Below are 17,552 nucleotides of genomic sequence, written 5' to 3' on the forward strand. Positions count from 1 at the left end.
CAAAGTGTAGAAAGTGCGGAAGGTCACAGCAGTGCGTTGGCCAGCGCTGCCATTCGGGTGCGGGTGTCGGCGGTGACCGCGGCCAGTCCGGTTCCGGCCAGCCAGGCCCCCACCGCTTCCAGTCGGGGCGATTCGGCCACGGCTGCGCGGACGGCGTCCACCCGGTCCTTATGCCCTACGGCGGCGGAGGGCAGTGCGCCCACCCACCGGACCACGTCCCACCCCACAACGTCGTCGGCCTTGATTCCCACCTGCAGCAGACCGGACGCGTCGGCCACGGCCTGCCGGAAGAGGTCGTCGTCCGCGCGGTCCACGTGCGGGGGTTCCGCGGCGGATTCCTCGGGCGAGAGTGCCCGCCCGTAGGAAAGGCGCAGCACATGCGTTCCGGGCCCGGTGGAATCGGCGAGCCACTGCCATTTGGCGGTGGCGTGGGTCATTGCCTTCGCATCGATGCCGTCCACTTCCCGGGACACCAGGACGCCGGTGCCGCGCGGCATGGCGTCCAGCTCCGGCAGGTCCACCACCAGGGTTACCAGGGCAACCCCCGGCCCCGGCTGCGGCCGGTAGGCCGCCACCTCGGGCAGTGCGGTGGAAAGGAGGTCCACAGCTGACGAACCTTCGGCCGCCACCACCACGGCGTCGGCCGCCAGTTCCTGCCCGCCGCTGCAGCGGATCCGCCACCCTTCGGCACCCCCTGCCAGGGATTCGGCACGGACGCCGGAGCGCAGGCTTGCACCGGAGGTTTCCAGATCGGCGACCAGCGCCTCGGTCAGCCGGCCCATTCCGCCGTCGAGCCCGGCCACGGCCGAACCGGCAGGCGCCGCCGCCGAGCGCATCGCACCGACTGCCGCCCCCAGGGAACCGTGCCGGGAGATGGCGGAACGCAGGCCCGGAGCCACGGAGTCGACGTCGAGCACGTCGGGGTCGGAGGAATAGACGCCGCCGACCACCGGAGTGACGAGCCGGCGAAGCACTGCTTCGCCCATTCGGGCCCGCACCACTTCCCCCAGGCTCATGGACGGGCGGCGGCTCAGGTTACCCACCGGCAGGACCTTGTCCATGGCTGCCCGGGCTGCTCCCGCGCGGCCCAGGGCACGGACAATGTCCGGGTGGCGAGGGTCTGCGGGAATGCCGAGCAGGCCGCTGCTCGGCATCTGCTGCGCTCCCGACGGCAGGTCCTGGGCCGCCAGCTGCAGCCATGACCCGGCAGGGTTGGGCAGGACCACCGCGTCCGCCAGTCCGAGCTCCTCAACCAGGTCCGGAACGGCCGGTGACCTGGTGGCGAAGGACTCCGCGCCGCTGTCCAGCTGCACGCCGGCCACCTCGTGCCGGCCCACGCAGCCGCCGAACCGGTCCGAGGCCTCCACCACGGTCACCTGGACGCCTGCGCGCTGCAGGTCCCGGGCCGCGATGAGGCCGGACATTCCGCCGCCTATAACGACGGCGGCGGGACCGCCCGGGGGCTGGCCGACGGCGTCAGAAGCCGCGCTTTCCGCTTTTGCGGCTTTCTCCGGCTTGGTGAGGAAACGGTGGGGCATGCCTACGGCTCCACCGAATGGATCAGTTCAACCACCCGCGTCAGGACGCCTGCGTCGGTTTCCGGCGGCACGCCGTGGCCCAGGTTGACCACGTGGCCCGGAGCGGCCGCGCCGGCAGCAAGGACCTCGCGGACGTGTGCCTCGAGGACGTCCCACGGTGCGCTCAGCAGTGCAGGGTCAATATTGCCCTGCAGCGGCGTCGTGCCGCCGAGGCGGCGGTTGGCTTCGTCCAGCGGCAGCCGGTAATCCACGCCGACAACGTCCACGCCGACGTCGCGCATGGCCACCAGCAGCTCGGACGTGCCGGTGCCGAAATGCACCAGCGGGGCGCCGAGGCCGCGCACATGGTCCAAGGCACGGGAGGAGGCAGGCGCTACGTGCTTGACGTAGTCGGCCAGGCCAAGGGAACCGGCCCAGGAGTCGAAGAGCTGGCCGGCGCTGGCACCCGCTTCCAGCTGCGCGCGCAGGAACATTCCGGACGCGTCGGCGGCCCAGGCGGTCAGCGCCTGCCAGGCGTCGGGGTCAGCGTGCATCATGGTGCGCGGGCCGAGGTGGTCGCGGGACGGCTTGCCCTCGACCATGTAGGCGGCCAGGGTGAACGGCGCGCCGGCGAATCCGATCAACGGCTTGGAACCAAGCTCGGCAACCGTCAGCCGGACGGCTTCCCGGATCGGCTCCAGTGCCTCTTCGGTCAGCCGCGGGAGGGCGGCGACGTCGGCGGCGGTACGCACCGGACTGCCCAGCACGGGTCCGACGCCGGGAACGATGTCAACGTCCACGCCGGCCAGTTTCAGCGGAATAACGATGTCGGAAAAGAAGATGCCCGCATCCACGTCGTGGCGGCGCACCGGCTGCAGGGTAATCTCCGCCGCCAGCTCGGGCCGGAGGCAGGATTCCAGCATCCCGATGCCCTGCCTGGCTTTCAGATACTCGGGCAGGGACCTGCCGGCCTGACGCATAAACCACACCGGGCGGCGGGCGGGGGTTCCGCCGCGGTACGCGGTGATCAGGGGGGAATCGGCCGTGCGGCCGTCCAGCAGCGGGTGCGTGGCGCTAAGAGTCATACCTTGATTCTCCCCAAAATCGGGGACAAGCCATAACCGGGCACCCACCGGCGGCCGCGGTGGCGCTTCTCACACCCTTAAAGGGCCAATTCCGGCAGGCCGATTGAAGGTATCCTCCCGGGCGTGGCTAGTATTGACCTACTGTGGTTCTACTTTCCCTCATTGCTACGCACACCGACGTAGACCTGGAGACTGTCGCCCGGCTGAGCGCCGGCGCATCCGAGGTCTCGTCTTCGCTGGTCGATTCCGGAACCGCCGTCTCCGGCTCCGTTGTCCTCGCTACCTGCAACCGGCTGGAGGTGTATTGCGAAACCGGCTCGGAAGCGGATATTGAAGCCGCCCGTTCCGCTGTCGTTGCAGAAATCAGCCGGCACTCCGGCATGAGCGAAGACCTTGTATCCCGCTCCTTTGCCACGAACACCGGCGAGTCCGTTCCCCAGCATCTGTTCGCCGTCGGCGCGGGGCTGGATTCCGCCGTCGTAGGCGAACGCGAAATCGCCGGCCAGGTGCGCCGTGCGCTGATTGAAGCCCAGGAGAGCGGAACCGCCAGCGGCGGCCTCACCCGCTTATTCCAGACCGCTTCCCGCACCGCCAAGGACGTCGGCGCCCTTACAGCCCTCGGTAAACGGGGGCTTTCCATTGTTTCGGTTGCCCTGGGCCTGGCCACGGACCTGTCCGAGGACCGCGACTGGTCCCGGAAGTCGGTGGTCGTGTTCGGCACCGGTGCCTACGCCGGCGCCACCATGGCCCTGCTCAAGGAGCGGGGCTGCACCGACATCAGTGTCTATTCCTCCTCCAACCGCGCCGAGTCCTTCGCGGCCTCCCGCGGCGGGAAGCCCCTGACCCGTTCGTCCCTGCCCGAGGCCCTGACCCGGGCCGACGTCGTCATCGGCTGCAGCGGCAGCGACAGCCAGGTCAGCGCCGAAGATGTCCGCCGCGTCCGTGCAGCAGCCGGCAAGCCGCTGATCATCATTGACCTTGCCCTGACGCACGACTTCGATCCGGCCGTCCGCGAGATCGACGGCGTCGAGCTGATCACCCTGGAATCCGTCCGGCTGGCCGCACCGGCCGAGCAGGCCGAATCGCTGAAGCAGGCAAGCACCATCGTCGCCGATGCCGCGAAGAACTTTTCCAAGCAGCAGCTCAGCCGCGAAATGGACTCAGCCATCGTCGCCCTGCGCCGGCACACCTTGGACGTGCTGGAATCGGAGTTGGAGAAGGTCCGCGCCCAGCACGGGTGCACCGGCGCCGCGCAGGAAGTGGAGTTCGCCATGCGCCGCATGGTCAAGCAGCTGCTCCACGTTCCCACCGTGCGCGCCCGGGAACTGGCCGCAAGCGGCCAGCAGGAGGACTACATCCGGGGCCTTGAAGCCCTGTACGGGATCACGGTGGAGCGCAGCGACGACGCTGCGCCCGCCAAGGGTGCCGGTTCCCCTGCGGACGCCGCCGGTTCGGACGACGACGCCGAGACGAAGTCCGCGTAGGGAACATCAGTAGACCGGCTTCTCCGGTTCCACCCGGCGTACCCATTCCAGGATCCCGCCGGTGACGTTGTAGACCTCCGGATAGCCGACGCGGCGCAGGTAGGCCGCGACCTCGGCGGACCGCACCCCGGATTTGCAGTGCACGTATACCGGCCGTCCCGGCTCCGGCCGGAACTCCCCCGCCAGCACGGCACCCCGCGGCGCCAGCCGGGCCCCGTCGATGCGGACAATGTCATGTTCGCCCGGCTCCCGGACGTCCAGCAGTTCGAAGTCCCCGAACCCGGCCGAGCGTTCGGCCAGCAGGTCCCGCAGCACGGCCACGTCCACTTCCGCCCCGGCGGGTGCAGGCTCCGCCGGCGCGATGCCGCAGAACGCCTGGTAATCACTGAGCGCCGTCACGGGCAGGGCTTCCGGGTCCCGCCGGACCTTCAGCTCGCGCCAGCTCATCTCCAGGGCGTTGAAGACCAGGACCCGGCCCAGCAGGGTCCGGCCCGTTCCGGTGATCAACTTGATGGCCTCATTGACCATGACCGAGCCGATCTGCGCACAGAGCACTCCGAGCACACCCCCTTCCGCGCAGGAAGGAACGGAACCGGCCGGCGGCGCCTGCGGGAACAGGTCGCGGTAGGTGGGACCGTGTTTGCCCCAGAACACGCTGACCTGCCCGTCGTAGCGGAGGATCGACCCCCAGACGTACGGCTTGCCCAGGATTTCCGCGGCGTCGTTGATCAGGTAGCGGGTGGCAAAATTATCCGTGCCGTCCACAATCAGGTCATAACCGGAAAAGATTTCCAGGACATTGGAGTTGTTTAGCCGTTCCCGGTGCAGGACCACCTCGACCAGCGGATTCAGCTCCGCCACGGAGCGGGCCGCGGACTCCGCCTTGGGGGTACCGACGTCGGATACGCCGTGGATGACCTGGCGCTGCAGGTTGGAGACATCCACGACGTCGTCGTCGACAATGCCGAGCATGCCCACGCCCGCCGCAGCCAGATAGAGCAGCGCCGGAGAGCCCAGCCCGCCGGCCCCCACCACCAGCACCCTCGCGTTCTTCAGCCGGCGCTGTGCCGTGGACCCGAATCCGGGGATGATGAGGTGGCGGGAGTAGCGTTCGGTTTCGTCGCGGGTGAGGTCCTCGCCGGGGGCCACCAAAGCAGGTAGTTCCCCGACAGGGGCGGATGCACTTGCTAAGGTCATGAAGTCCAATCTAAGCCACAGGTATGGCGGTGGGACCTGTCGCTTCGAATACCCGCGGGTAAACTAAGGGTCATTGTCCGTGCAGCTAAGGGCTCCGGAACTGTTGAGAGGTCCACCAGTGAGTAACCAGGCAGCCGGCAAACCGGTTCGACTCCCCCGGGAGGAACGCCGCCGGCAGCTGCTAAGCGCAGCGCAGGAAGTGTTTGTCAGTAACGGCTTCCACGGTGCCGCCATGGACGAGATCGCCGAAGCGGCGCACGTCAGCAAACCCGTGCTCTACCAGCACTTCCCCGGCAAGCGCGAGCTGTACATGGCCCTGCTGGACAACCACCTGAATACGCTGACGGAGTTCCTGCGCAGCGCCCTGAACTCCACCACGGACAATAAGCTTCGGGTCCGGGAAACCATGCGGGCCTATTTCCGCTTCGTGGCGCAGGACAGCCAGGGGCACCGGATGGTTTTCGAATCCGACCTCACCAATGACGCCGAGGTCAGCGCCCGCATTGAGGAATTCAATGCCCGCTTCGCCAACAGCATTGCCGGCGTTATTGCCGAAGACACCAAACTTTCCCACCTCGAGGCCACCCTGCTCGGCCGCGCCCTGGCCGGAATGGCGCAGGTCAGCGCCCGGTACTGGCTGGAAACCGACGGCGGCCTGGACATCGATGCGGCAAGCGAGCTGGTTTACCGTTTAGCTTGGCGCGGAATCAGCCGGTTCCCCAAGGAGATCTAGAGTAGATTTCGATCAGTTCGTAAATCGTTAATCAGGAGGCACCACGGTGGAAGTAAAAATCGGCATTCAGAATGTAGCCCGCGAAATTGTCTTCGAATCCAGCCAGAGCGCTGATGAGGTTGCCGACGCAGTGGAGCAGTCCCTCGCCAACGGCGCCCTGCTCCGGCTCAAGGACATCAAGGGCCGCCTGATCGTGGTTCCCGGTGCATCCATCGGCTACGTCGAGATCGGTGCCGAGGAAGTCCGCCGCGTCGGTTTCGGCGCCCTCTAACCCGCCGCTTCCATGCTTAGCCTGATCCTGGTCACGCTGACCGCAGTTGCCGCGGGGTTCGCAGTCTGGGCTGCGGACCGCCACCGTGCCCTCTACGGCGCGCTGCTGCTCCCGGGCATCTCCGTGAGTGCTGCGCTCATCACGTGGCTGGTGCTGCGCGCGGCCGGAGTTACTGCCTTCGAAGCGGACTGGATCGGCTGGGCCATCCCGGTGGCAGTGTCCATCCTGGCGCCGCTCGTGGCGGCCGTTCCGATCGGACGCAGCCGCGCCAAGGCGGACACAGCGGAGACGGAGCGCATCCTGCGCCTGTAGGTCCCGTTGGAAACCGTCGCCCGGCAGCGGGTGCTGGACATGGAAAAGGGGCGGTGCTTCGGCACCGCCCCTTTTCTCTGCCCGCACTGCCCGGAGAAAGCCCCGGTGTACGGCTAAGCCGTCAGGCCGAGGAGACTCATGCGTTTTGAGTGGTTTCGGGTCAGCTGCGCCGTGAGCTTCTTGATTTCGGCGTCGACGGCGTCCTGGCCGCCGTCGTCGAACAGTCCGCCCAGGAAGGCCCGTTCAATCAGGACCCGCTGGGCCTGGGTCAGGGCTTCGCCGACCAGCCGCCGGCCCCAGAGTGCCAGCCTCGAGGCCAGCCGCGGGTCATCCGCGAGGGCCTCCCGCAACCTGCCGAGCAGGATTTCCCCGGGCTGCTCCGTGGCCTTGAGGCCCTGGAACAGGCTGTTCGTTTCGGCGTCCAGGCGGGACGCCACCGCGGAGTAGAAGTCGTCGGAAATGGCGTCCGTGACGTAGAACTTCATCAGCGACTCGTACCAGTCCGCCGGCCGGGTGCGGTCGTGGAACGCGTCCACGGAGGGCTGGAAGGGCCGCATGGCTTCTTCGGGGTCCGCGCCCATGGCACTGAGCCGGGCACAGATCAACTCGAAATGCGCGTATTCATGCACCGCCAGGCGTCCGAGCGTGGCACGGTCATGCAGGGTGGGGGAAAACCGGGCATCGGAAGACATCCGTTCAAACGCCGACAGCTCGCCGTAGGCGATAGCCCCGAAAAGATCCGTGAGGAACCGCTGATAGGTCTCGCCGATGTGCTGCGGGGCCGCCCCGGGAGCGGCCGGATGATCCGAATGGTGCCCGTTAGTCATACCCGCCAGCGTACCTGCAGGCGCGGCCCGGGACCGCGCCGGGACCGCGCCGGGCCACCGGATGCGCGGCGATCAGCGGCTGGCAGGTAGACTGGGAACGTAGAAACTGGATGCCCGGTCGTCTGTCGTATGAATTGTCACCTGAAGTGGCATGAGAAGTGTCATTTTGCTGCTGTATTGACCAGACCCGCAAACCCTACGCGATCTTGAATTTTCGGCCGCCGCCGTGGCCAATGGAGCACAGGCGGCCCGCAGTTGTTAGCCCGCGATCGGCTTCCGCTGGACGCACCGCGTGCGTGCCATCCGCTCCGTAATGGGCTGTAACAGCCACTCGTCGAGCCTGGCGCCCCCGCGCTGCCTAAACTGAACGGTATTTAATTGAACACTGAACTTTCCCAGGTTGATGACGATCGTCACCTCACTGCCGATGACAGCACCGAAGAACTGACAGTTGCGGATACTCTGGCCGTCAAGGCCGAGGCCGCGGAAATCCCCGAACTGACGTTCGCCGATTTCGGTGTCCGGTCGGACATCGTCGAGTCCCTCGCCGACGCCGGCATCACACACCCCTTCCCCATCCAGTCGATGACCCTTCCCGTTGCCCTCAGCGGCCACGACATCATCGGCCAGGCCAAGACCGGCACCGGCAAGACGCTCGGCTTCGGCATCCCGGCACTGCAGCGGGTGGTGGGCCCGGAAGACAAGGGCTACGCCGAACTCGCCGTCCCCGGCGCACCGCAGGCCCTGATCGTGGTGCCCACCCGTGAACTGGCCGTCCAGGTGGCGGGCGACCTCACCACCGCCGCCCGCCGGCGCGGTGCCCGCATCGTCACCATCTACGGCGGCCGTGCCTACGAACCGCAGACGGAGGCCCTGGCCGCCGGCGTCGAAATCGTGGTCGGCACTCCGGGCCGCCTGATCGACCTCTACAACAAGAAGCACCTCTCGCTGAAGAACGTGCGGCTGGTGGTCCTTGACGAAGCCGACGAGATGCTGGACCTCGGCTTCCTGCCCGACGTCGAAACGCTGATGGCTGCCACGCCCGCCGTGCGCCAGACCCTGCTGTTCTCGGCCACCATGCCCGGCGCCGTCGTGTCCATGGCCCGCCGCTACATGACCAAGCCCACCCACATCCGGGCTGCGGATCCCGACGACGAAGGCCTGACCAAGAAGGACATCCGCCAGGTGGTCTACCGGGCCCACAACCTCGATAAGAGCGAAGTGGTTTCCCGCATCCTGCAGGCACGCGGGCGCGGCCGCACCATCATCTTCACCAAGACCAAGCGCACGGCCGCCAAGCTGTCCGAAGAACTCGTGGACCGCGGCTTCGCCGTCGCCGCCATGCACGGCGACCTGGGCCAGGGCGCCCGCGAGCAGGCCATGCGTGCTTTCCGCAATGAAAAGGTGGACGTGCTGGTAGCGACCGACGTCGCCGCGCGCGGCATCGACGTCGACGACGTCACCCACGTGATCAACTACCAGTGCCCCGAAGACGAAAAGACCTACCTGCACCGCGTTGGCCGTACCGGCCGCGCCGGCAACAAGGGCACTGCGGTGACGTTCGTGGACTGGGACGATGTCCCCCGCTGGGGCCTGATCAACAAGGCCTTGGGCATGGACCAGGCGGAGCCGGTGGAAACCTATTCCTCCTCCCCGCACCTGTACACCGATCTGGATATCCCCGAAGGCACCAAGGGACGCCTGCCGCGTAACAAGCGCACCCATGCGGGCATCGATGCCGAAAAGATCGAGGACCTCGGCGAGACCGGCAAATCCGGCGGCCGCAGCAACTCCTCGAGCCGCGAAGGCAGCCGTTCCGGTTCCGACCGGGATGCCGGATCCCGCAGCGGCAACTCCCGCGGCGGAGCACGGGACGGATCGCGGCGCAGCAGCGCCCGCTCCGGCGAGGCCCGGACCGGCGAAGCACGGACCGCGGAATCCCGCCCGGCTGAAACCCGGACCGCTGAAGCCCGGACCGCGGCACCCGCAGCGGACGGAGCAGCCCGCCCGCGCCGCAGCCGGACCCGCCGCCGCAACGGCGAGGTTGTTCCCAAGACCAGCCCGGCCGCCGAATAGCGCCGACGTAGGCCTGCATGAGCACCCCTTTGTGGACGCCCGACGGCGGGTCGCTGGTGGTACACGCGGATAACGCGGAGTTCCTCCCGACCCTGCCGGACGGCTCCTTCACCATGATTTACGTGGACCCGCCCTTCAACACCGGGCGGTCCCAGCGCCGGCAGCAGACCACCATGGTCCGCAGCGCCGACGGCAGCGGCGACCGGATCGGCTTCAAGGGCCGCAGCTACAGCACGGTCAAGGGCCTGCTCTCCAGCTACGACGACGCCTTCGAGGATTACTGGGCGTTCCTGGAACCCCGGCTCGCGCAGGCCTGGCGCCTGCTGGCCGACGACGGCACCCTGTACGTGCACCTCGATTACCGCGAGGTGCACTACGCGAAGGTCATGCTGGACGCCTTGTTCGGCCGGGACTGCTTCCTGAACGAAATCATCTGGGCCTACGACTACGGCGGCCGGGCAAAGAACCGGTGGCCGGCCAAGCATGACAACATCCTGGTCTATGTGAAGAACCCGGATTCGTACCACTTCGACAACGCCGAGGTGGATCGGGAACCGTACATGGCCCCTGGCCTGGTGACACCCGAAAAGGTGGCACTGGGCAAGCTGCCCACCGACGTCTGGTGGCACACCATCGTTTCCCCCACCGGCCGCGAGAAGACCGGCTATCCCACCCAGAAACCCGAGGGCCTGCTTCGGCGTGCCGTCGCGGCCAGCAGCCGGGAGGGCGACTGGGTCCTGGACTTCTTCGCCGGGTCCGGAACGCTCGGTGCCGTTGCGGCCAAGCTGGGCCGGAAGTTCGTGTGCGTAGACGCCAATCCGCAGGCGATCGACGTCATGGCCCGGCGGCTGGGTTCGGCGGCCACCGCGGTCTCCGCCGAAACGGGTTCACCACTTCCCGCTGCCGGCGCCTAAGGTCCGCGCCGCGCCGCCGTCCGCTTTGCCGGCACGGCGGGACGCCTGCGGCTGACTACCGCGGCAACGGGCCGACCACGGCGGCGCCGGTTCCGAGCTCGGCTATCCGTTCCAGTACTGCCGGCTCTGTGGTGAACTCGCCTAGAAGATTCGGTTTGCCGGTGCCGTGGTAGTCGCTGGAACCGGTGACCAGCAGGTCATTATCCTTCGCGAGCCTGCGCAGCCATTCCCTGCCCTGCTCGGGATTGTCCCGGTGGTTGACTTCCACGCCCAGCAGCCCGGCGTCGATCATTTCGGCGAAGGTCTCCTCCCCCACCACCCGGCCGCGGGAGGACGCCACCGGGTGCGCGAAGACGGGGACTCCGCCGGCCTGCCGGACCAGTTCCACTGCCCGCGCCGGATCCGGCGCGTAATGGGCCACGAAGTACGGCGACCGCGCGGTCAGGATGCCGCTGAAGGCCGCCGACCGGTTCGGGACCACGCCCGCGGCTACCAGTGCATCGGCAATGTGGGGCCGTCCGATGGTTGCTCCCGGGGACACCTGCTCCTGCACCGACTCCCAGTCAATGGGGAAATCCTCCGCCAGCCGCTGCACCATCAGTTCTGCCCGGGTAACCCGGGCTGCACGGGACCGGGCGATCTCCTCAAGCAGTCCCGGATTGGCCGGATCGTGCAGATAGGACAGCACATGGACGCTGATCCCCTCGCTGCTGCGGCAGGACACCTCCATCCCCGGCACAAAGGTGATGCCGCGCTCCTGCGCGGCAGCGGCGGCCTCGGCCCAGCCCGCCGTCGTATCGTGATCGGTCAGTGCAATGGCGTCCAGCCCGGCCTTCGCCGCGGAGGCGATAACATCTGCCGGCTGCTCGGTGCCGTCGGACACGCAGGAATGGGTGTGCAGGTCAATTCTCACGCTTTCAATCTACGCCTCCGGAGGCAGGTTCCCTGCCGGTCCGTCCGCAGGGGAAAGGTCGGGTAGCCCTGGGTGTTTTGCCCCTCCCGGCCGCAGTGAGACGATGGAGTGGTGACTACTGAAGCGAATTCGACGACATCCCTGCCCGAGCCCTCCGAAGGCCAGCCGCTCGAAGACCGGGTCAACAACCGGTCCCAGCGGCCCTCCTCGGAAGCCTTCAAGAAGTTCATGTCCTCCGGCTGGGCCGCGGAATCCGGCGAACTTCCCGAACCCGACGCCGTGGCACCGTTCGCCGCGCGCCGCCGCCGCGCCCTCTCCGAGCGATTCCCCGGGGAACGGCTGGTTATCCCCGCCGGCCCGCTGAAGGTCCGCTCGAACGACACGGATTACCGTTTCCGTCCGCACTCCGGCTTTGCGCACCTGACCGGCCTCGGCGTGGACCGCGAACCGGATGCCGTGCTGGTGATGGAGCCCACCGAACCCGGTGCGGGTGACGACGGCGGCAACCACACTGCCGTACTGTACTTCCGCCCGCTCGCGGGCACGGACAGTGACGAGTTCTACTCCAACGCACGCTACGGCTCCTTCTGGATCGGCGACCGGCTCGGCCTGGCGGAGATCAGCGCGCTGATCGGCCTGCCCACCCGGCACCTCAACGAGGCAGAGACTGCCATCACCAACAACGTCGGAGACCCGCAGTTCGGCGGCATCTCGGTACGGCTGCTGCGCAGTGTCGATGAAATGGTTGATGCGCTGGTGGATACCGTCCGCTACAACACCGCCCTGGACCCGGAAAACGCCGACCTCAGCGCACTCGACGCCCTCGACGGCGAACTGACCGAAGCCCTGTCCGAACTCCGCCTGGTCAAGGACGAATGGGAGATCGAGCAGATGAAGGCCGCCGTGGCCGCCACGGTCAACGGCTTCACCGAAGTGGTCAAGGAACTCCCCCGCGCCATTTCCCACCCCCGCGGCGAACGCGTCGTCGAAGGCGCCTTCTTTGCCCGGGCACGCGAAGAGGGCAATGACCTTGGCTACGACACCATTGCCGCGTCCGGCAACAACGCCACGGTCCTGCACTGGATCCGCAACAACGGCGCCGTCCACGCCGGCGATCTGCTGCTGCTGGACGGCGGAGTGGAGGCCGAAAGCCTTTACACCGCCGACATCACCCGCACCCTGCCCGTCAACGGAACCTACACCGAGGTCCAGCGCCGGGTGTACCAGGCAGTACTCGACGCCGCCGACGCCGGCTTCGAAGCTGCCAAGCCGGGCGCCAAGTTCCGCGACGTCCATGCTGCGGCCGTAAAGGTCCTGGCCGAACGCCTGGACAGCTGGGGCCTGCTGCCCGTGCCGCTCGAGGAAGCGCTGTCCCCCGAGGGCCAGCAGCACCGCCGGTGGATGCCGCACGGCGTCAGCCACCACCTCGGAATGGACGTGCACGACTGCGCCCAGGCCCGCGCCGAGCTGTACCTGGACGGCACCATCACCGAGGGCATGGTCTTCACCATCGAACCGGGCCTCTACTTCAAGGACACCGACCTCTCGGTGCCCGAGGAATACCGCGGCATCGGCGTACGGCTTGAGGACGACGTCCTCATCACCGCCGACGGACCCGTGAACCTCAGCGACGCCCTGCCGCGTAACCCGGACGACGTCGAGGACTGGATGGCCGGTATCTACGCTGCTGAGTAACCTCCGGTTTCCGGTTTAGGTCAAAAGGTCCGCATCCTCGAAAGGGATGCGGACCTTGTTGCGTACCGGGAGGAATGCGGCCGGCAGCTTCCCCGGACCGGACCGCTTCGGTTTGTCCGGATCGCTTCGGTTTGTCCGGTTCCCTTCGGTTTGTCCGGAGATCCCTTCGGTTTGTCCGGATCCCTGCGCCGCGCAACGCAGGGAACCCGACAAACCGAGGGGCTCTACCGAATCCGGAGCGAATGCACGAAAAAGGCCCGCACCCCTGGGGGTGCGGGCCTCATGCGATGGGCCGGGAGACCTACTGGCGGGGCTGCTCCTGCTGGTCTGAACCCTGCCGAGAACCCGGATCCTGTTCGGGTGCGGCGGGCTGCGGGGAGGCCTGTTCCGGTGCGGCGGGTGCGGCCGGCTGCGGGGAGGCCTGTTCGGGTGCGGCGGGCTGCGGTGCGGCCGGCTGCGGGGAGGCCTGTTCCGGTGCGGCGGGTGCGGCCGGCTGCGGGGAGGCCTGTTGCGGTGCGGCAGGTTCCACGGCAGGCTGCGCCGGGCGCCGGACACCGTACTGCGGGCGGCCGTCCGGAAGGTCGGGGAACTGGCCGCGCGGCGTTGCGGGTTTGGCGGCGGGGTCTGCCCCTGCGGGTGCCTGCCTGCCGGCATCGGCCGGGGCCTGCCCTGCGGGATCGGAGTCCGGAGCGGGCTGGCCGTACGGGTTGGCCCAGCCGGAAGGCCGTTCCGGTGCCTGCGGTCCGCCTGCGGGCGGACGCATCGGCTCATGGCGCTGGGCAGCGGGTGCCTGCGGGTGCCCTGCCTGGCCGACCATCGGCAGCCGGTGCAGCAATTGCCGGGCGTCGTTGGCCGCCTCGGGGGCAACAATAACGTCGTAGCTGGTGGCAATCACCTGGCTGGTGGAGGTGAAGTCCCTGCGCCCGCGCTGCAGTGCATAGGCGAGAACCCCGAAGAGGACCCAGAAGACGGCGCCCAGGGCCATGGACGGAACCAGCGAAATGGCTGCTGCGCTGCCTCCGAAGAGCATCAGGGCAAGCCCGACGAAGAGGCCGAACCAGGCACCGGTGGCTGCACTGGAGAGCGCCACCCGCGGGTAGGTCAGGCGTCCGGTCACGCGTTCAACGGACTTGAGCTCGTTGCCGACAATCGAGACCAGCTGGACCGGGAACTTGCTGTCGGCAAGGTAGTCCACGGCTTTCTGGGCGTCGAGGTAGGCCGTGTACCGGCCTACCGTTTCACCCTTGGGCAGGCTGCGGCCCGCATCACGCGGAGGGGTGGCACCAAATAGGTTCGACATTGCTCCATTCTCGCGCATACCTGCCCCGGACGGTGAACGTATCGCTCGCAGTGAACGGACTCACCTCCCTCGTGCCCCGTGATACCGCGTTACCGGCGGGCACAAAGTAGCCTTATAAGGTGAGTACAAATCCAACCCGAGTCTTTATTGCGCGCCTGCTCGGCCTTGACGTCTTCGACCCGCTGGGTGACCGTCTCGGCCGGCTGCGCGATGCGGTCGTGCTGGACCGCGGGCCGGGCCTCCCGCCCCAGGCCGTGGGCATCGTGGTGGAGGTTCCCGGCAAGAAGCGGGTGTTCGTCCCCCTCACCCGCATCACGTCCATGGACCCCGGGCAGATAATCTGCACCGGCCTGGTCAACCTGCGCCGCTTCGAACAGCGCGGAGCAGAGATGCTGGTGGTCGCCGAGCTCTTCGACCGCCGGGTACAGATGCGCGACGGCAGCGGCGAAGCCACCATCGAAGACATCGCCATTGAGCAGAACCGCGCCGGCGACTGGTACGTCTCCAACCTCTTCGTCCGCCGCGGCGGTTCGGCCTCCCGGCTGCGGTCCCTGCGCCGGCGCGGAGAACAGATAATCCTGGACTGGAAGGACATTGCCCACTGGGACGCCACCGGCCCGCAGGCCGCCACGTCCTTCGTCGCCCAGAACGACGACCTCAAGGCAGCCGACTTTGCCGACGCCCTGCATGAGATGAGCGGCAAACGCCGGATTGAAGTGGCCAGCGAACTGCAGGACGAACGGCTCGCAGACGTCCTGCAGGAACTTCCCGACGACGACCAGGTCCAGATCCTGCAGTCCCTGGACGTGGAGCGCGCCGCAGACGTGCTGGAGGAAATGGACCCCGACGACGCCGCGGACCTCCTTAACGAACTGCCCGAAGAGCAGAAAGAAGAACTCCTCGCCCTGATGGAGCCCGAGGACGCCCGCGATGTCCGGCGCCTGCTGAACTACGAGGAAGACACCGCCGGGTCGCTGATGACTCCCGTGCCGGTCATCCTTCCGCCCGAGGCCACCGTGGCGGAGGCGCTGGCACATGTGCGCCGCGAAGAGCTCACCCCCGCCCTTGCCTCTTCCATCTACGTCTGCCGGCCGCCGCTGGAAACACCCACCGGGAAGTACCTCGGCGTTGTGCACATCCAGCAGCTGCTGCGCTCGGCACCGCCCGAGGCTCTGGGCAACATCCTGGATACGGACCTGGAACCGGTCCGCGACTACGCCACCATCAGCGAAGTATCTCGGATGCTGGCCACCTATAACTTGAACTCACTGCCGGTAATCAATGACGCCGGACGCCTGGTGGGTGCGGTCACGGTGGACGATGTGTTGGACCACCTGCTGCCGGACGACTGGCGCATCTCCGACGAAACCGGCCCCATAACGCAGCAGGGAAGGACAAATGGCTGAAAAGATCAAGTCAACAACCACCGGCCTCGACACTCCCCGCTCCGCACGGACCCGATGGCTGCCGCGGCTCTCCCCGAACCCCGACGCCTTCGGCCATGCCACGGAGAATTTCGCCCGGTTCATGGGCACCCCGCAGTTCCTGGTCTATATGACGGTCTTTTGCCTCGTCTGGCTGGCCTGGAACACCTGGGGACCGGAATCGGCCCGCTTTGACAGTGCCGCCCTGGGCTTCACCGTCCTGACGCTTATGCTCTCGCTGCAGGCCTCCTACGCCGCTCCCCTGCTGCTGCTGGCACAGAACCGGCAGGATGACCGGGACCGCGTCTCCGTCCGCCAGGACCGCGAACGCGCCGAGCGCAACCTGATGGATACCGAATACCTCACCCGGGAAATCGCCGAACTGCGGATTGCCCTGCGTGAGGTTGCCACCCGTGACTATGTCCGCTCCGAAATCCGCGGACTGCTGGAGGAACTCCTCGAGGCCAACGACGACCGTGAGGACGGCGGGACGCGGCGCCGCCGCCGCAGTGCGGACGGCACCGACAGCATGCCGAAATTGAATCCCGGCGGGAGGGAACGCTAAGGCCGTGCCAGTATCCGAACCAGCTTCCGCATTGGAAGCGCAGGTACTCCGCGCCCTGGACACCGTCCAGGACCCGGAACTGCGTCGGCCCATCACTGAACTCGGGATGCTCAAGGACGTGCGGCTCGGAGCCGAGGGCGCAGTGGCAGTCGACGTGCTGCTGACGATTTCCGGCTGCCCGCTGCGGGACACCATCACTGCCGACGTCGAACGCGCGCTTGCCGCGGTCCCCGGAGTGAACAGTGTGGACGTGTTCCTGGACGTTATGACTCCGGAGCAGCGCAACGCACTCAAGGACCGGCTGCGCGGCGGCGACCCGGTGCGGACCATCCCCTTCAACCGCCCCGATTCACTGACCCGCGTGTATGCCGTGGCCAGCGGCAAGGGCGGCGTGGGCAAGTCCAGCGTCACCGTCAACCTCGCGGCGGCCATGGCCTCGCTCGGCTTGCGGGTAGGCATTGTCGACGCCGATGTCCATGGGTTCTCCGTACCCGGCCTCCTCGGAATCACCCGGCCGCCCACCCGGGTGGACGAGATGATCCTGCCCCCGGTGGCCTACGGCATCAAGACCATCTCGATCGGCATGTTCGTGGACGGCAACCAGCCGGTGGCCTGGCGCGGACCCATGCTGCACCGTGCCCTGGAGCAGTTCCTGACCGACGTGTACTTCGGGGACCTGGATGTCCTCTTCCTGGACCTGCCTCCCGGAACCGGGGACATCGCCATTTCCGTGGGGCAGCTCCTGCCGGGGTCGGAGATCCTGCTGGTCACCACACCGCAGAGCGCCGCGGCTGACGTCGCCGAACGCGCCGGCAGCGTTGCGCGGCAGACCGGGCAGAAGGTCACCGGCGTGATCGAGAATATGTCCTGGCTTGCACTGCCCGGCGGCGAACGCCTGGAGGTCTTCGGCTCCGGCGGAGGTGCGGCGGTTTCCGGGCGGCTGGGCGACACCCTGGGCTATCCGGTTCCGCTGCTGGGCAGCATCCCGCTCGACGTTGCCCTCCGCGAGGGCGGCGACGGCGGCCTGCCGGTGGTGCTGGCCGACGCTGCCGCCACGGTGGCGGATACAGGTGCGGCAACTGCTGACGGCGCTGTCGACGCTGAGGGAAATCCCCTGGAGGGCGGAGAGACGGCCGCGGCCGAACTGCGGCGGATTGCCCGGGAGCTGGCACACCGGCCGCGCGGTCTGGCCGGCCGCAGCCTCGGGGTCAGCCCGGTCTAGGCAGCGGGGAACGGTTC

General features: G+C 67.7%; 16 protein-coding genes. 10 read left to right on the top strand and 6 right to left on the bottom strand.

The annotated features are described in order from the left end of the window. Nucleotides 1–23: 23 nt before the first annotated feature. Complete coding sequence (hemG, locus tag N2K99_RS12080; RefSeq protein WP_227933100.1) at nucleotides 24–1,538, bottom strand: protoporphyrinogen oxidase; 1,515 nt, start codon at nucleotides 1,536–1,538, stop codon at nucleotides 24–26. 2 nt (nucleotides 1,539–1,540) lie between these two features. Continuing rightward, nucleotides 1,541–2,602, bottom strand: coding sequence for a uroporphyrinogen decarboxylase (gene hemE / locus N2K99_RS12085; RefSeq protein ID WP_227933099.1), 1,062 nt, complete (start codon nucleotides 2,600–2,602; stop codon nucleotides 1,541–1,543). Nucleotides 2,603–2,745: 143 nt separating this feature from the next. Here hemE and N2K99_RS12090 point away from each other — a divergent pair, with 143 nt between their 5' ends. Continuing rightward, nucleotides 2,746–4,086: a glutamyl-tRNA reductase gene (locus N2K99_RS12090; RefSeq protein ID WP_227918416.1), complete on the top strand. Its 1,341-nt coding sequence runs from the start codon at nucleotides 2,746–2,748 to the stop codon at nucleotides 4,084–4,086. A 6-nt stretch (nucleotides 4,087–4,092) separates the two neighbouring features. On the opposite strand, the gene moeB is transcribed toward N2K99_RS12090, so the two are convergent. Then, nucleotides 4,093–5,283 (bottom strand): molybdopterin-synthase adenylyltransferase MoeB, encoded by a 1,191-nt coding sequence (moeB, locus tag N2K99_RS12095; RefSeq protein WP_227918417.1) that lies wholly within the window; start codon nucleotides 5,281–5,283, stop codon nucleotides 4,093–4,095. A 118-nt stretch (nucleotides 5,284–5,401) separates the two neighbouring features. On the opposite strand from moeB, the gene N2K99_RS12100 reads away from it, so the two are divergent. Genes N2K99_RS12100 through N2K99_RS12110 form a run of 3 tightly spaced genes read left to right on the top strand, consistent with a single transcriptional unit; the run spans nucleotide 5,402 to nucleotide 6,599 of the window. Then, entirely contained in the window at nucleotides 5,402–6,016 is a 615-nt protein-coding gene (locus tag N2K99_RS12100) for a TetR/AcrR family transcriptional regulator (protein ID WP_227918418.1), read from the top strand. 46 nt (nucleotides 6,017–6,062) lie between these two features. Beyond that, nucleotides 6,063–6,287, top strand: coding sequence for a DUF3107 domain-containing protein (locus tag N2K99_RS12105; protein ID WP_227918419.1), 225 nt, complete (start codon nucleotides 6,063–6,065; stop codon nucleotides 6,285–6,287). A gap of 12 nt (nucleotides 6,288–6,299) precedes the next feature. After that, the gene (locus N2K99_RS12110) at nucleotides 6,300–6,599 is read left to right on the top strand and encodes a hypothetical protein (RefSeq protein WP_227918420.1); all 300 of its coding nucleotides are present in this window, start codon (nucleotides 6,300–6,302) and stop codon (nucleotides 6,597–6,599) included. Nucleotides 6,600–6,712: 113 nt separating this feature from the next. Here the strand turns inward: N2K99_RS12110 and N2K99_RS12115 are convergent, their stop codons facing one another. Next, the gene (locus tag N2K99_RS12115; protein WP_227918421.1) at nucleotides 6,713–7,426 is read right to left on the bottom strand and encodes a ferritin-like fold-containing protein; all 714 of its coding nucleotides are present in this window, start codon (nucleotides 7,424–7,426) and stop codon (nucleotides 6,713–6,715) included. 444 nt (nucleotides 7,427–7,870) lie between these two features. On the opposite strand from N2K99_RS12115, the gene N2K99_RS12120 reads away from it, so the two are divergent. Next, entirely contained in the window at nucleotides 7,871–9,502 is a 1,632-nt protein-coding gene (locus N2K99_RS12120; RefSeq protein WP_227933223.1) for a DEAD/DEAH box helicase, read from the top strand. A gap of 17 nt (nucleotides 9,503–9,519) precedes the next feature. Next, on the top strand, nucleotides 9,520–10,416 hold the full coding sequence (locus N2K99_RS12125; protein ID WP_227933098.1) for a site-specific DNA-methyltransferase: 897 nt from the start codon (nucleotides 9,520–9,522) through the stop codon (nucleotides 10,414–10,416). 55 nt (nucleotides 10,417–10,471) lie between these two features. Here the strand turns inward: N2K99_RS12125 and N2K99_RS12130 are convergent, their stop codons facing one another. Further along, nucleotides 10,472–11,329, bottom strand: a complete 858-nt coding sequence (locus N2K99_RS12130) for a PHP domain-containing protein (protein ID WP_227933097.1) — start codon at nucleotides 11,327–11,329, stop codon at nucleotides 10,472–10,474. A 111-nt stretch (nucleotides 11,330–11,440) separates the two neighbouring features. On the opposite strand from N2K99_RS12130, the gene N2K99_RS12135 reads away from it, so the two are divergent. Continuing rightward, entirely contained in the window at nucleotides 11,441–13,024 is a 1,584-nt protein-coding gene (locus N2K99_RS12135; protein ID WP_227933096.1) for an aminopeptidase P family protein, read from the top strand. 301 nt (nucleotides 13,025–13,325) lie between these two features. On the opposite strand, the gene N2K99_RS12140 is transcribed toward N2K99_RS12135, so the two are convergent. Beyond that, a complete protein-coding gene (locus tag N2K99_RS12140) occupies nucleotides 13,326–14,324 on the bottom strand; it encodes a general stress protein (protein WP_227933095.1) in 999 nt (332 codons plus the stop codon). A gap of 119 nt (nucleotides 14,325–14,443) precedes the next feature. Here N2K99_RS12140 and N2K99_RS12145 point away from each other — a divergent pair, with 119 nt between their 5' ends. The 3 genes from N2K99_RS12145 to N2K99_RS12155 are packed head-to-tail and all read left to right on the top strand — an operon-like array spanning nucleotide 14,444 to nucleotide 17,535. Beyond that, nucleotides 14,444–15,730 (top strand): magnesium transporter, encoded by a 1,287-nt coding sequence (locus tag N2K99_RS12145; protein WP_227918426.1) that lies wholly within the window; start codon nucleotides 14,444–14,446, stop codon nucleotides 15,728–15,730. Further along, nucleotides 15,723–16,313: a DUF1003 domain-containing protein gene (locus N2K99_RS12150; RefSeq protein WP_227918428.1), complete on the top strand. Its 591-nt coding sequence runs from the start codon at nucleotides 15,723–15,725 to the stop codon at nucleotides 16,311–16,313. Before N2K99_RS12145 ends, N2K99_RS12150 begins: the two co-directional genes overlap by 8 nt. Nucleotides 16,314–16,317: 4 nt before the next feature. Beyond that, on the top strand, nucleotides 16,318–17,535 hold the full coding sequence (locus N2K99_RS12155) for an Mrp/NBP35 family ATP-binding protein (protein WP_227933094.1): 1,218 nt from the start codon (nucleotides 16,318–16,320) through the stop codon (nucleotides 17,533–17,535). The last annotated feature ends 17 nt before the right edge of the window (nucleotides 17,536–17,552 follow it).

This window comes from Arthrobacter sp. zg-Y1110 (genome assembly GCF_025244865.1).
Lineage (GTDB): Bacteria > Actinomycetota > Actinomycetes > Actinomycetales > Micrococcaceae > Arthrobacter_B.